General features: G+C 56.2%; 15 protein-coding genes. 10 read left to right on the top strand and 5 right to left on the bottom strand.

The genetic code is table 11. The annotated features are described in order from the left end of the window. Window positions 1-66: 66 nt before the first annotated feature. Both hemF and amiA read right to left on the bottom strand, forming a co-directional pair. The gene (gene hemF, locus FU672_RS05085) at window positions 67-966 is read right to left on the bottom strand and encodes an oxygen-dependent coproporphyrinogen oxidase (protein WP_148242390.1); all 900 of its coding nucleotides are present in this window, start codon (window positions 964-966) and stop codon (window positions 67-69) included. Then, window positions 966-1,841, bottom strand: coding sequence for an N-acetylmuramoyl-L-alanine amidase AmiA (gene amiA, locus FU672_RS05080; protein ID WP_023308739.1), 876 nt, complete (start codon window positions 1,839-1,841; stop codon window positions 966-968). The genes hemF and amiA overlap by 1 nt, the downstream gene beginning before the upstream one ends. A gap of 212 nt (window positions 1,842-2,053) precedes the next feature. Between amiA and FU672_RS05070 the strand changes: the two genes are divergently transcribed. From FU672_RS05070 to pdxK, 10 genes are all read left to right on the top strand, one after another. After that, window positions 2,054-2,479, top strand: coding sequence for a GNAT family acetyltransferase (locus tag FU672_RS05070; RefSeq protein WP_148242389.1), 426 nt, complete (start codon window positions 2,054-2,056; stop codon window positions 2,477-2,479). Beyond that, entirely contained in the window at window positions 2,466-2,915 is a 450-nt protein-coding gene (locus tag FU672_RS05065) for a DUF2919 domain-containing protein (protein ID WP_039263703.1), read from the top strand. Before FU672_RS05070 ends, FU672_RS05065 begins: the two co-directional genes overlap by 14 nt. A 63-nt stretch (window positions 2,916-2,978) precedes the next feature. Beyond that, on the top strand, window positions 2,979-3,554 hold the full coding sequence (locus FU672_RS05060) for an RpoE-regulated lipoprotein (RefSeq protein ID WP_032646711.1): 576 nt from the start codon (window positions 2,979-2,981) through the stop codon (window positions 3,552-3,554). Window positions 3,555-3,646: 92 nt separating this feature from the next. Then, window positions 3,647-4,546 carry a Dyp-type peroxidase gene (locus FU672_RS05055; RefSeq protein ID WP_148242388.1) on the top strand — a complete coding sequence of 300 codons (900 nt, stop codon included), beginning with the start codon at window positions 3,647-3,649 and terminating at the stop codon, window positions 4,544-4,546. A 173-nt stretch (window positions 4,547-4,719) separates the two neighbouring features. Then, entirely contained in the window at window positions 4,720-5,733 is a 1,014-nt protein-coding gene (locus FU672_RS05050; protein WP_148242387.1) for a sulfate ABC transporter substrate-binding protein, read from the top strand. Further along, complete coding sequence (gene cysT / locus FU672_RS05045) at window positions 5,733-6,566, top strand: sulfate/thiosulfate ABC transporter permease CysT (protein WP_004123378.1); 834 nt, start codon at window positions 5,733-5,735, stop codon at window positions 6,564-6,566. Before FU672_RS05050 ends, cysT begins: the two co-directional genes overlap by 1 nt. Continuing rightward, on the top strand, window positions 6,566-7,441 hold the full coding sequence (gene cysW / locus FU672_RS05040) for a sulfate/thiosulfate ABC transporter permease CysW (protein WP_063408677.1): 876 nt from the start codon (window positions 6,566-6,568) through the stop codon (window positions 7,439-7,441). Before cysT ends, cysW begins: the two co-directional genes overlap by 1 nt. Beyond that, window positions 7,431-8,525: a sulfate/thiosulfate ABC transporter ATP-binding protein CysA gene (gene cysA / locus FU672_RS05035; protein ID WP_008501607.1), complete on the top strand. Its 1,095-nt coding sequence runs from the start codon at window positions 7,431-7,433 to the stop codon at window positions 8,523-8,525. The genes cysW and cysA overlap by 11 nt, the downstream gene beginning before the upstream one ends. Window positions 8,526-8,638: 113 nt before the next feature. Further along, window positions 8,639-9,550 carry a cysteine synthase CysM gene (gene cysM / locus FU672_RS05030; protein WP_032643539.1) on the top strand — a complete coding sequence of 304 codons (912 nt, stop codon included), beginning with the start codon at window positions 8,639-8,641 and terminating at the stop codon, window positions 9,548-9,550. Window positions 9,551-9,555: 5 nt separating this feature from the next. After that, window positions 9,556-10,392, top strand: a complete 837-nt coding sequence (gene pdxK, locus FU672_RS05025) for a pyridoxine/pyridoxal/pyridoxamine kinase (protein WP_148242386.1) — start codon at window positions 9,556-9,558, stop codon at window positions 10,390-10,392. Window positions 10,393-10,436: 44 nt separating this feature from the next. On the opposite strand, the gene crr is transcribed toward pdxK, so the two are convergent. Genes crr through ptsH form a run of 3 tightly spaced genes read right to left on the bottom strand, consistent with a single transcriptional unit; the run spans window position 10,437 to window position 13,016 of the window. Next, window positions 10,437-10,946, bottom strand: coding sequence for a PTS glucose transporter subunit IIA (gene crr, locus FU672_RS05020; RefSeq protein WP_003861316.1), 510 nt, complete (start codon window positions 10,944-10,946; stop codon window positions 10,437-10,439). A gap of 40 nt (window positions 10,947-10,986) precedes the next feature. Then, the gene (gene ptsI, locus FU672_RS05015) at window positions 10,987-12,714 is read right to left on the bottom strand and encodes a phosphoenolpyruvate-protein phosphotransferase PtsI (RefSeq protein WP_023332954.1); all 1,728 of its coding nucleotides are present in this window, start codon (window positions 12,712-12,714) and stop codon (window positions 10,987-10,989) included. Between the two features lie 44 nt (window positions 12,715-12,758). Next, window positions 12,759-13,016 (bottom strand): phosphocarrier protein Hpr, encoded by a 258-nt coding sequence (gene ptsH / locus FU672_RS05010; protein ID WP_000487600.1) that lies wholly within the window; start codon window positions 13,014-13,016, stop codon window positions 12,759-12,761. Between the last annotated feature and the right edge of the window lie 106 nt (window positions 13,017-13,122).

The following is a 13,122-nucleotide window of genomic DNA, read 5'->3' as shown; positions in this document are numbered from 1 at the left end:
GGGTGGCGCGTTCGCTTACCCGACCTACGGTTGAGTAGGCCGGATAAGCGCAGCGCCATCCTGCAGTTACACCCAATCCCGAACCTGAATAAACTCACGCAAGGCAGCCTCCGGGCTGCCTTCTTTTGGTTCGTAGCAGTACTCCCAGCGCACCAGCGGCGGCATCGACATTAAAATCGATTCCGTTCGCCCGCCGGTCTGCAGGCCGAACAGCGTCCCGCGATCCCACACCAGGTTGAACTCCACGTAGCGCCCGCGACGGTAGAGCTGGAACTCACGCTCGCGCACGCCGTAGTCGGTGTTTTTACGGCGCTCGACGATGGGCAGATAGGCATCGGTAAAGCCTTCGCCCACCGCGCGCATAAAGCTGAACGCGGTATCAAAATCCGGCGTGTTGAGATCGTCAAAGAACAGCCCACCGATGCCGCGCTGCTCGTCGCGGTGCTTCAGGTAAAAGTAGTCGTCGCACCACTTTTTAAATTTCGGGTAGACGTCTTCGCCAAACGGCAGGCAAAGATCCCGCGCGGTGGCGTGCCAGTGCACGGCATCCTCTTCGAAGCCGTAGTAGGGTGTTAAATCGAAACCACCGCCGAACCACCAGACCGGGTCGGTACCCGGTTTTTCCGCAATGAAAAAGCGCACGTTGGCGTGGCTGGTCGGCACAAACGGGTTGTGTGGATGCACCACCAGCGAGACGCCCATTGCTTCAAAGCTGCGGCCCGCCAGTTCAGGGCGGTGCGCGGTAGCAGAGGCGGGCATCGCATCCCCGTGAACGTGGGAAAAATTCACACCCGCCTGTTCGAAGATGCCGCCATTGCGCAGCACGCGACTGCGTCCGCCACCACCTGCTTCACGCTGCCAGCTATCTTCCTGAAATTCACCACCGTCTGCGGCGGCCAGTTTCTGGCAGATCTCATCCTGCAGCTGCAGCAGGAAGGTTTTTACCAGTTGAGCATCGGGTTTCATCAACGTTTCCTGGAGTGCGCTTTTTGGTTATCGAACCAGTTGAAGTAACTGATAATGCCGGAGGCGATAGCGTTGGCGATCTTCTGACGAAACGCCGTGGTGCCGAGGAGTCGCTCTTCTTCCGGGTTGGTAATAAAGGACGTTTCCACCAGCACGGACGGGATGGACGGTGATTTCAGCACCACGAACGCCGCCTGCTCGGTGCCTTTGCTGTGCAGACGATGCACTGGCTTAATCTTCTTCAGAATATGCGAGCCGAGCGTCAGGCTATTTTTGATCGTATCCGTCTGCACGAGGTCGAACAGCACCTGCTGTAGCAGGTGGTCTTTGTCAGTGGCTTTCTTCCCGGCGACTTCATCCGCCCGGTTTTCGCGGTCGGAGAGGTATTTTGCCATGGCGCTACTGGCGCCACGGTTGGAAAGCGCAAACACTGAGGCACCGGCCGCCGAAGGGTTGGTAAAGCCGTCGGCGTGAATCGACATAAACAGATCCGCGCCGTGCTGGTGGGCGATCTCTACGCGGTCATACAGCGGAATAAAGGTATCGCCAGAGCGCGTCAGACGGGCGTCAATGCCGTTGCTGCGTAAAATTGCGCGCACATTTTTTGCAATCGCCAGCACGACGTGTTTTTCTTTCGACCCGTTTTTGCCGATGGCGCCGGTATCAATGCCGCCGTGGCCCGGGTCGAGCATCACCAGACGCTTTGCGCCCGGTTTTTTGGTTTTCGGTTTGCTGTGTCCGTTACTGGTTTTGAGCGTGCTCTCGTCTTTCGCCTGAGCCTGCTTTGCGATGCCCGTTAACGTTAAGGCCGCCAGCCCCGCTTTGAGAACCTGACGACGCGATGTGAGTGCTTTTAATGGTTTGAATGTGCTCATGCGGCCTGAATACTAAAAAATGGGGTCCTGGTGTTATATCGTATCGTGTTTCCCGTTACGACAGTCCATATTGAGAATTGTTTTACTTTTCATTTCAATACGTGACAAAGTGACATTATGCCAAATTTTGGCGAGATTTTCCCCGGTTATTGGCTAAAGGCGTGCTTCGCGCCATAATCACTGTTTTTAAACCCGAAAAGGCGGTTAAGACCATGGAGATACGCGTTTTTCGCCAGGAAGATTTCGAAGAGGTGATCACCCTTTGGGAGCGCTGCGATCTGCTGCGTCCGTGGAACGATCCGGAAATGGATATCGAACGTAAGGTGAATCACGACGTCAGTCTGTTTCTGGTCGCGGAAGTTAGTGGCGAGGTTGTGGGGACGGTAATGGGCGGTTACGACGGCCACCGCGGCTCGGCCTATTATCTGGGCGTCCACCCGGAATACCGTGGCCGCGGCATCGCCAATGCGCTGCTGAACCGGCTCGAGAAGAAGCTGATCGCCCGTGGCTGCCCAAAAATCCAGATTATGGTGCGGGAAGATAACGACGTGGTGCTGGGCATGTATGAGCGTCTGGGCTATGAACACGCTGACGTGCTGAGTTTAGGAAAGCGTCTGATCGAAGATGAAGAGTACTGAGATCCATCCGGCAGATTATGACGCGCAGGGCCGCGTCAGGCTGCCCTTTTTATTCTGGTGCGTTCTGCTGCTGCAGGCCCGGACCTGGGTGCTGTTTGTGATGGCCGCCGCGTCGCGCGGGCAGGGCGACACGCTGCTGAATCTCTTTTATCCGGATCACGATGCCTTCTGGCTCGGCTTATTGCCGGGCGTACCCGCAGTGGTCGCTTTTTTGTGCAGCGGACGACGGCATGCGATCCCACGTTTTTGGCGCGCGCTTCGCTGGCTGCTGATCCTCGCCCAGGTTGCGCTGCTCTTCTGGCAGCCGGTACTCTGGTGGTACGGTGAACCGCTGACGGGCACCGGCGTTGCGCTGGTGGTTGCCGATATTGTGGCCCTGCTGTGGCTGCTGACCAACCCGCGTCTTCGCGCCTGTTTTGCGCATCAGGATGATTAATCCGGCACTTTTTGCCGATGTCGTACTCCAACAAGCGTTGATTTAACAAGAAAGGACGTTTCAATGAAATCGCTGCGTTTACTTTTATGCGCTCTCCCGCTGGCATTGACCGGCTGTTCGACGCTCTCCTCCATTAACTGGTCCGCTGCGTATCCGTGGAACTGGTTTGGCTCATCAACAGAAGTAACCGAGCAGGGCGTGGGGAAAATTACCGCCGCGACGGCGCTGGATCAGAATGCTATTCAGGATGCGCTCAGCAGCGATTACCGCCTGCGCAGCGGCATGAAAACGGAGAATGGCAATATTGTTCGCTATTACGAAGCGCTGAAGGGCGACAAGCTGGCGCTGGTGATCAACGGTGATAAAGGCACGGTAAACCGAATTGCCGTGATGGATGAAGATATTCCGACGGCGAGCGGTGTGAAAGTGGGCACCCCGTTTAGCGAACTTTATAAGCAGGCCTTTGGCAATTGCACCAGCCTGCCGTCTGACGACAAGGTCGCGGTGGAATGTAAGGCTGAAGGCAGCCAGCACATCAGCTATGTCTTCACCGGAACCTGGAGCGGCCCGGAAGGGTTGATGCCGTCTGACGACACGCTCAAGAGCTGGAAAGTGAGCAAAATACTCTGGAAGCAGTAATTTGCGCCTGAACAAACCGCCTCGCTGAAATCCGGGTATAATACTCGCCATCAATGCCACGCTGACGTGGCATCTTTATTTCAGGAGGAGCGATGTCTCAGGTTCAGAGTGGCATTTTGCCAGAACATTGCCGCGCGGCGATTTGGATTGAAGCCAATGTTAAAGGGGACGTGGATGCCCTGCGTGCGGCCAGTAAAGCGTTTGTTGATAAACTGGCGACCTTCCAGACCAAATTCCCGGAAGCCCACCTCGGTGCCGTTGTCGCCTTCGGCAATAACGTCTGGCGTCAACTGAGCGGTGGCGAAGGGGCGGAAGAGCTCAAAGACTTCATCCCTTACGGCAAAGGTCTGGCTCCGGCGACCCAATACGACGTGCTGATCCACATTCTCTCCCTGCGTCACGACGTGAACTTCTCCGTTGCCCAGGCGGCGATAGCGGCCTTTGGCGACAGCATTGAGGTGCAGGAAGAGGTTCACGGCTTCCGCTGGGTGGAAGAGCGCGATCTGAGCGGCTTCGTCGACGGGACGGAAAACCCGGCGGGTGAAGAGACGCGTCGTGAAGTGGCGGTGATCAAAGACGGCGTGGACGCGGGCGGCAGCTACGTGTTCGTTCAGCGCTGGGAGCACAACCTCAAGCAGCTTAACCGCATGAGCGTGCACGACCAGGAGATGATGATTGGTCGTACTAAAGAAGCCAACGAAGAGATCGACGGCGACGACCGCCCTGTTACCTCTCACCTGACCCGCGTTGACCTCAAAGAAGACGGCAAAGGGCTGAAGATTGTTCGCCAGAGCCTGCCGTACGGTACCGCAAGCGGCACGCACGGCCTTTACTTCTGCGCCTACTGCGCGCGCCTGTATAACATTGAGCAGCAGCTGCTGAGCATGTTCGGTGATACCGACGGTAAGCGAGACGCCATGCTGCGCTTCACCAAACCGGTGACCGGCGGCTACTACTTTGCGCCGTCCGTTGAGCGTCTGCTGGCGCTGTAATAGCCTTTCTCCCTCTCCCTGTGGGAGAGGGCCGGGGTGAGGGCATCAGGCCGCACCCCTTATTCCCTTTTCTGCTTCTAAATCACCAAACGGTATATAAAACCGTTACTCCTTTCGTCCTCGTTATAAATATTATGACTATAAGATAGTCATCACATTTATAAGGGTGCGCAATGGCCGTTACTGTACTGAAAAAAGGAACTCTGGCGCTGGCAGGTTTACTGCTGGTGGCACAGGCGCAGGCGACTGAACTGTTAAACAGTTCGTATGACGTCTCCCGCGAGCTGTTTGCCGCCCTTAATCCACCGTTCGAGCAGCAGTGGGCGAAAGACAATAACGGCGACAAGCTGACCATCAAGCAGTCTCACGCCGGTTCATCCAAACAGGCGCTGGCGATCCTGCAGGGCCTGAAAGCGGATGTGGTGACCTATAACCAGGTGACTGACGTGCAGATCCTGCACGACAAAGGCAAGCTGCTCCCGGCGGACTGGCAGAGCCGTCTGCCGAACAACAGCTCCCCGTTCTATTCCACCATGGGCTTCCTGGTGCGTAAGGGCAACCCGAAGAATATCCACGACTGGAGCGACCTGGTACGTTCCGACGTGAAGCTGATTTTCCCGAACCCAAAAACCTCCGGTAACGCACGTTATACCTATCTGGCGGCGTGGGGTGCGGCGGACAAGGCTGACGGCAACGATAAAGCCAAAACCGAGCAGTTCATGACCCAGTTCCTGAAAAACGTCGAAGTGTTTGATACCGGCGGCCGTGGGGCGACCACGACCTTCGCAGAACGTGGTCTCGGCGATGTGCTGATAAGCTTTGAATCGGAAGTGAATAACATCCGCAAACAGTATGAAGCGCAGGGCTTCGAGGTCGTTATCCCGAAAACCAACATCCTGGCCGAGTTCCCGGTAGCGTGGGTGGATAAAAACGTGCAGGCAAATGGTACCGAGAAAGCGGCAAAAGCCTATCTCAACTACATGTACAGCCCGCAGGCCCAGACCATCATTACCGATTACTACTACCGCGTGAATAACCCGGACGTGATGAACAAACTGAAAGACAAATTCCCGCAGACCGCGCTGTTCCGCGTGGAAGACCATTTCGGCACCTGGCCTGATGTGATGAAAACGCATTTTGCCAGCGGCGGTGAGTTAGACAAATTGCTGGCGGCGGGGCGTAAGTAATGTTTGCAGTATCGACTAAACGCGTGCTGCCCGGCTTTACCTTGAGCCTCGGAACCAGCCTGCTGTTCGTCTGCCTGATTTTACTGTTGCCGCTCAGCGCGCTGGTGATGCAGCTTGCTCAGATGAGCTGGGCGCAATACTGGGACGTGGTCACCAACCCGCAGGTGGTGGCGGCCTATAAGGTGACGCTGCTTTCGGCGTTTGTCGCTTCCATTTTTAACGGCGTGTTTGGCCTGCTGATGGCGTGGATCTTAACCCGCTATCGCTTCCCGGGCCGCACGCTGCTTGATGCCCTGATGGATCTGCCGTTTGCGCTGCCGACGGCGGTGGCGGGCTTAACCCTCGCGTCGCTCTTCTCCGTGAACGGGCTGTACGGCGAGTGGCTGGCGAAATTTGACATCAAAGTGACCTATACCTGGCTCGGTATCGCGGTGGCGATGGCCTTTACCAGCATTCCGTTTGTGGTTCGTACCGTGCAGCCGGTGCTGGAAGAGTTGGGTCCGGAATACGAAGAAGCGGCGGAAACGCTGGGCGCCACGCGCTGGCAGAGCTTCCGCAAGGTGGTTCTGCCGGAGCTGTCTCCGGCGCTGATGGCGGGTGTCGCGCTGTCGTTTACCCGCAGCCTCGGTGAGTTCGGCGCGGTGATTTTTATCGCCGGAAACATCGCCTGGAAAACAGAAGTCACCTCGCTGATGATTTTCATCCGTTTGCAGGAGTTTGATTATCCGGCGGCGAGCGCGATTGCCTCGGTGATCCTGGCGGCCTCGCTGCTGCTGCTGTACTCGATTAACACTCTGCAAAGTCGCTTTGGTCGACGTGTGGTAGGTCACTGATGGCGGAAGTTACGCAATTGAAGCGATACGATGCACCCCGCATCAACTGGGGTAAATGGTTTCTGATTGGGGTGGGCGTGCTGGTTTCCGCCCTCATTCTCGTCGTGCCGACGGTTTATATCTTCGTTCAGGCGTTCAGCAAGGGCCTGATGCCCGCGCTGGAAAACCTGGCGAACCCGGATATGCTGCATGCCATCTGGCTGACCGTGCTGATTGCGTTGATCACCGTGCCGGTGAACCTCGTGTTCGGGACCCTGTTGGCCTGGCTGGTGACCCGCTTCAACTTCCCGGGACGTCAGCTGCTGCTGACCCTGCTGGACATTCCTTTCGCCGTATCGCCGGTGGTGGCGGGTCTGGTGTACTTGCTCTTTTATGGCTCCAACGGCCCATTGGGCGGCTGGCTGGACGAGCATAACCTGCAGATCATGTTCGCCTGGCCGGGGATGGTGCTGGTCACCATCTTCGTGACCTGTCCGTTTGTGGTGCGTGAGCTGGTGCCAGTGATGTTGAGCCAGGGGAGCAACGAAGACGAAGCGGCGGTGCTGCTGGGCGCGTCAGGCTGGCAGATGTTCCGTCGCGTGACGCTGCCGAATATCCGCTGGGCGCTGCTTTACGGCGTGGTGCTGACCAACGCCCGCGCGATTGGTGAGTTCGGTGCCGTGTCCGTCGTCTCCGGCTCCATCCGGGGTGAAACCTTGTCGCTGCCGCTACAGATTGAATTACTGCAGCAGGACTACAACACCATCGGCTCGTTTACTGCCGCAGCGTTGCTGACGCTGATGGCCATTTTGACCCTGTTTTTGAAGAGTGTGGTGCAGTGGCGTTTAGAAAATCAGGAAAAACGTCAGCATCAGGAGGGAAACCATGAGCATTGAGATTGCCAATATTAAGAAGTCTTTTGGTCGCACCCAGGTGCTGAATGATATCTCGCTGGATATCCCTTCCGGACAAATGGTGGCGCTGCTGGGGCCGTCTGGCTCGGGTAAAACCACGCTGCTGCGTATTATCGCCGGGCTTGAGCATCAGACCAGCGGTCACATTCGCTTTCACGGCACCGACGTGAGCCGCCTGCACGCCCGCGATCGTAAAGTCGGTTTTGTGTTCCAGCATTACGCGCTGTTCCGCCACATGACCGTGTTCGACAACATCGCGTTTGGCCTGACCGTGCTGCCGCGTCGCGAGCGTCCGGATGCGGCAACCATTAAAGCGAAAGTGACCAAACTGCTGGAGATGGTGCAGCTGGCTCATTTGGCGGACCGTTTCCCGGCCCAGCTGTCCGGCGGGCAGAAACAGCGTGTGGCGCTGGCGCGCGCGCTGGCCGTCGAGCCGCAAATTCTGCTGCTGGATGAACCCTTCGGCGCGCTGGATGCGCAGGTGCGTAAAGAGCTGCGCCGCTGGCTGCGCCAGCTGCATGAAGAGCTGAAATTTACCAGCGTCTTCGTGACCCACGATCAGGAAGAGGCGATGGAAGTTGCGGATCGCGTGGTGGTCATGAGCCAGGGCAACATTGAGCAGGTTGACGAGCCGGAGCAGCTCTGGCGTGAACCGGCGACCCGCTTCGTGCTGGAGTTTATGGGCGAGGTAAACCGTTTGCAGGGCACTATTCGCGGTGGACAGTTCCACGTTGGCGCGCACCGCTGGCCGCTGGGCTATACCTCCGCGCATCAGGGGCCGGTCGATCTGTTCCTGCGTCCGTGGGAAGTGGACGTGAGCCGCCGAACCAGCCTGGATTCACCGCTGCCGGTGCAGGTGCTGGAAGCTAGCCCTAAAGGTCACTACACCCAATTGGTGGTACAGCCGCTGGGCTGGTATACCGAGCCGCTGACCGTGGTCATGCGCGACGACGTGCCGCCGCACCGGGGTGAGCGCCTGTTTGTCGGTCTGCAGCATGCCCGTATTTATCACGGGAAGGAGCGCATCGAGACGCGCGAGGATATTGCTCTGGCGGAGTCAGCCTGATAGGTTAGGATTACGTAGTTTTGCCGGGTGGCGCTGCGCTTACCCGGCCTACAATATGACGTCCGTAGGCCCGGATCGCTGCGCGCCACCGGGCTTTTTATTGGACAGCGATCATGAATACATTAGAACACACCATCGGCAACACCCCTCTGGTCAAGCTTCAGCGCATGGGGCCAGACAACGGCAGTGAAATCTGGGTCAAACTCGAAGGCAATAACCCGGCGGGGTCGGTGAAGGACCGCGCGGCGCTGTCGATGATTGTCCAGGCCGAAAAACGCGGAGAAATTAAGCCTGGCGACGTGCTGATTGAAGCCACCAGCGGCAACACCGGTATCGCCCTGGCGATGATTGCGGCGCTGAAAGGCTACCGCATGAAGCTGCTGATGCCGGACAACATGAGCCAGGAGCGCCGCGCTGCGATGCGTGCCTACGGGGCCGAGCTGATTCTGGTGACCAAAGAGCAGGGAATGGAAGGCGCGCGCGACTTAGCGTTAGAAATGGCCGAGCGCGGCGAAGGTAAACTGCTCGATCAGTTCAACAACCCGGATAACCCGTACGCGCACTACACCACTACCGGCCCGGAAATCTGGCAGCAAACCGATGGGCGTATCACCCATTTTGTCTCCAGCATGGGCACCACTGGCACCATTACCGGGGTATCGCGTTTTCTGCGCGAGCAGGAAAAAGCCGTCACCATTGTTGGCCTGCAGCCGGAAGAGGGGAGCAGTATTCCGGGCATTCGCCGCTGGCCGGCGGAGTATATGCCCGGCATCTTTAATGCGCAGCTTGTGGATCAGGTGCTGGATCTTCACCAGCGCGAGGCGGAAAATACCATGCGTGAGCTGGCCGTGCGCGAAGGTATCTTCTGCGGGGTCAGCTCGGGCGGCGCGGTAGCGGGTGCGATTCGGGTTGCACAGGCAAACCCGGGGGCGGTGGTGGTGGCGATTATTTGCGATCGCGGCGATCGCTATCTGTCTACCGGCGTCTTTGGTGAAGAGAGTTATTCGCAGGGGGCGGGGATTTAAGCGTCATGGAGATGATTCTATTCCGGGATAACACCCGGGCGCAGCAAACCGACATTGTCGCCGTGCAGTCGCAGGTGGTTTACGGCAGCGTGGGGAACAGCATTGCGGTACCGAATATTCGTACCCACAGGCTGAACGTTACCGCCGTGCCGACGGTACTGTTTAGCAACACGCCACACTACGACACGTTTTATGGTGGGGTGATCCCCGACGAGTGGTTCAGCGGCTACCTAAAGGCGCTGGAAGAGCGCGAGATCCTGCGCGAGCTTAAAGCGGTCACCACCGGTTATATGGGCAGTGCCAGCCAGATCGTTCTGCTGGCTCAATGGCTGGAGGTGGTCAAAGCGCAGCATCCTGACCTGCTGGTGCTGGTCGACCCGGTTATCGGCGATATCGACAGTGGAATGTACGTGAAGCCCGAGATCCCACAAGCGTATCGGGAGCACCTGCTGCCGCTGGCGCAGGGGATTACGCCAAACGTCTATGAGCTGGAAGTGCTAAGCGGCAAACCGTGCCGTACGCCGGAAAGCGCCATCGCGGCGGCTCAGGGATTGCTCTCTGACAGCCTGAAATGGGTGGCGATCACCAGCGCGCCGGTGGCTGACGACCCGCAAAACATCCACGTGGTGCTGGTGACGAATGAAGGCGTGACCATCAGCGCGCATCCGCGCGTAGAAACCGATCTGAAAGGGACGGGCGACCTGTTCTGTTCAGAACTGGTGAGCGGAATTGTGGAAGGGAAAACCGTTGCCGATGCCATTCGCATGGCCGGCGATCGGGTGACTGACGTGATGCTGTATACCCAGTCAAAAGGCTACGACGAGCTTATCCTCCCCGCATAAACAAAAATGGCGCCCGAAGGCGCCATTTTTCTGTGCGGCAAGAATTACTTCTTGATGCGGATAACCGGGGTTTCACCCACGGTGACGCTGCCAGACAGTTTGATCAGTTCTTTGATTTCGTCCATGTTGGAGATAACAACCGGAGTCAGGGTAGACTTGGCTTTTTCTTCCAGCAGTGGCAGATCGAATTCAATCACCGGGTCGCCAACTTTAACACGCTGGCCTTCTTCCGCGATACGTTTGAAGCCTTCGCCTTTCAGTTCAACAGTGTCGATACCGAAGTGAACGAACAGTTCGATACCGCTATCAGATTCGATAGAGAACGCATGGTTGGTTTCAAAAATTTTACCGATGGTGCCGTCAACTGGAGCAACCATTTTGTTGCCAGTTGGTTTGATAGCAATGCCATCACCAACGATTTTCTCAGCAAACACTACATCCGGCACGTCTTCGATGTTGACGATCTCGCCGGAGAGCGGAGCAACAATCTCAATAGTTCCGGAGTCTTTTTTATCATCAGAAACCAGAGATTTCAGTTTATCGAACAAACCCATGATCTTCTCCTAAGCAGTAAATTGGGCCGCATCTCGTGGATTAGCAGATTGTTTTTTCTTCAATGAACTTGTTAACCAGCGTCATTAACTCGTCCGTTGTCGGTTGAGCAAGAGCCTGCTCTGCTAATACCTTCGCATCTTCGAAGTTCGTGTTACGGATAATCTTCTTAATGCGCGGGATGGAAATGGCGCTCATAGAGAATTCGTCCAGACCCATACCCAGCAACAGAAGTGTAGCACGTTCGTCGCCTGCAAGCTCACCACACATGCCAGTCCATTTACCTTCTGCATGAGAAGCATCAATAACTTGCTTGATCAAGTTCAGTACGGACGGTGACATTGGCTGGTAGAGATGTGAAATCATATCATTACCACGGTCAACTGCCAGGGTGTACTGCGTTAAATCATTGGTGCCGATACTAAAGAAATCAACTTCTTTGGCTAAATGACGCGCAATGGTCGCCGCTGCAGGTGTTTCCACCATCACGCCGATCTCGATTGACTCGTCAAACGCTTTACCTTCGTCGCGCAATTCCTGTTTGTAGATTTCGATCTCTTTCTTCAGTGCACGCACTTCTTCAACAGAGATGATCATCGGGAACATGATGCGCAGTTTACCGAAAGCAGAGGCACGCAGGATCGCGCGAACCTGGTCACGCAGGATCTCTTTACGATCCATCGCGATACGGATTGCACGCCAACCCAGGAACGGGTTCTCTTCTTTCGGGAAGTTCATGTACGGAAGCTCTTTGTCGCCACCGATGTCCATGGTACGGACGATAACCGCCTGAGAGCCACACGCTTCAGCCACGGCTTTATAAGCAGCAAACTGCTCTTCTTCCGTTGGCAGCGCGTCACGGTCCATGAACAGGAATTCTGTACGATAGAGACCGACGCCTTCCGCACCGTTGCGCTCAGCGCCATCAACGTCGCGGACGGTACCGATGTTTGCGCACACTTCTACCTGATGGCCGTCCAGGGTGATGGCTGGCAGGTCTTTCAGCTTAGCGAGTTCCGCTTTTTCAGTCGCAACCTGCTCCTGAACCGCGCGCAGTTTATCGATCTCTTCATTGGTTGGGTTGACGTAAACCAGATTGTTTACGGCATCCAGAATCAGATAGTCGCCGTTTTTCACCTGAGAGGTGACGCTACCGGTACCCACGATGGCAGGCAGTTCCAGAGAGCGCGCCATGATAGAGGTGTGGGAGGTACGGCCACCCGCGTCGGTGATGAAACCGAGAACCTTTTTCAGGTTCAGCTGTGCGGTTTCAGACGGGGTGAGGTCAGCGGCAACCAGGATCACTTCATCCTGAATCGCGCTCAGGTCGATGATGGCCAGACCCAGGATGTTGCGCAGCAGGCGCTTACCGATGTCACGTACGTCAGCCGCACGCTCTTTCAGGTATTCATCATCCAGTTCTTCCAGGGCAGTTGCCTGACCTTCGATAACTTCATGCGCAGCCGCGTCGGCCGTCATGCCTTTATCTTTAATCAGGGCTATGATTTCCTGCTCCAGCTCCTCATCTTCGAGCAGCATGATGTGCCCTTCGAAGATGGCTTCTTTTTCTTCACCGAAAGTTTCGCCAGCTTTAGTTTTGATTGCTTCCAGTTGCGCAGATGCCTTGGCACGACCGCTCAGAAAACGTTCAACTTCCTGATCAACCTTGTCGGCAGAAATTTTTTTCCGGTCGATGACGATCTCGTCTTCTTTCAGCAGCAGTGCTTTGCCGAAAGCGATACCCGGGGATGCTAAAATGCCTGAAATCATAACCCTACCTTACTTGTGACTGATATTTAAAAGAACCCGGAAACTTACTCGAGCTCAGCCATCAGTTTTACCAGATGCTCAACTGCTTTCTGCTCGTCTTCACCTTCTGCAGAGATGGTGACAACGGTGCCCTGAGTCAGGCCCAGAGTCTGCAGTTTGAACAGGCTTTTTGCGCTTGCGCTCTTGCCGTTGGAAGTCACAGTGATTTCAGATGTGAAGCCTTTTGCTTCTTTAACAAACTGAGCAGCAGGGCGGGTGTGCAGACCGTTCGGAGCGGTAATGGTAACTTCTTGCTGGAACATTGTATTTCCCCAACTTATAGGTTTAGTGTTGTGGAACTAAAGTCTAGCCTGGCGACTGAACTTTAGCCTGTATTGTTAGCGCTGACGTTTCGATCGTCATTAAACA

Source organism: Enterobacter asburiae, from assembly GCF_008080435.1.
GTDB classification, from domain to species: Bacteria; Pseudomonadota; Gammaproteobacteria; order Enterobacterales; family Enterobacteriaceae; genus Enterobacter; species Enterobacter asburiae_C.
This window is presented reverse-complemented; position numbering and strand designations above follow the sequence as displayed.

Coding starts and splice junctions, on each gene's coding strand:
- FU672_RS05060 (WP_032646711.1), top strand. CDS start 2,979: ATGAAATCGCTGCGTTTACTTTTATGCGCTCTCCCGCTGGCATTGACC.
- ptsI (WP_023332954.1), bottom strand. CDS start 12,714: ATGATTTCAGGCATTTTAGCATCCCCGGGTATCGCTTTCGGCAAAGCA.
- cysW (WP_063408677.1), top strand. CDS start 6,566: ATGGCGGAAGTTACGCAATTGAAGCGATACGATGCACCCCGCATCAAC.
- FU672_RS05055 (WP_148242388.1), top strand. CDS start 3,647: ATGTCTCAGGTTCAGAGTGGCATTTTGCCAGAACATTGCCGCGCGGCG.
- amiA (WP_023308739.1), bottom strand. CDS start 1,841: ATGAGCACATTCAAACCATTAAAAGCACTCACATCGCGTCGTCAGGTT.
- pdxK (WP_148242386.1), top strand. CDS start 9,556: ATGGAGATGATTCTATTCCGGGATAACACCCGGGCGCAGCAAACCGAC.
- FU672_RS05065 (WP_039263703.1), top strand. CDS start 2,466: ATGAAGAGTACTGAGATCCATCCGGCAGATTATGACGCGCAGGGCCGC.
- FU672_RS05070 (WP_148242389.1), top strand. CDS start 2,054: ATGGAGATACGCGTTTTTCGCCAGGAAGATTTCGAAGAGGTGATCACC.
- FU672_RS05050 (WP_148242387.1), top strand. CDS start 4,720: ATGGCCGTTACTGTACTGAAAAAAGGAACTCTGGCGCTGGCAGGTTTA.
- cysA (WP_008501607.1), top strand. CDS start 7,431: ATGAGCATTGAGATTGCCAATATTAAGAAGTCTTTTGGTCGCACCCAG.
- ptsH (WP_000487600.1), bottom strand. CDS start 13,016: ATGTTCCAGCAAGAAGTTACCATTACCGCTCCGAACGGTCTGCACACC.
- hemF (WP_148242390.1), bottom strand. CDS start 966: ATGAAACCCGATGCTCAACTGGTAAAAACCTTCCTGCTGCAGCTGCAG.
- cysM (WP_032643539.1), top strand. CDS start 8,639: ATGAATACATTAGAACACACCATCGGCAACACCCCTCTGGTCAAGCTT.
- cysT (WP_004123378.1), top strand. CDS start 5,733: ATGTTTGCAGTATCGACTAAACGCGTGCTGCCCGGCTTTACCTTGAGC.
- crr (WP_003861316.1), bottom strand. CDS start 10,946: ATGGGTTTGTTCGATAAACTGAAATCTCTGGTTTCTGATGATAAAAAA.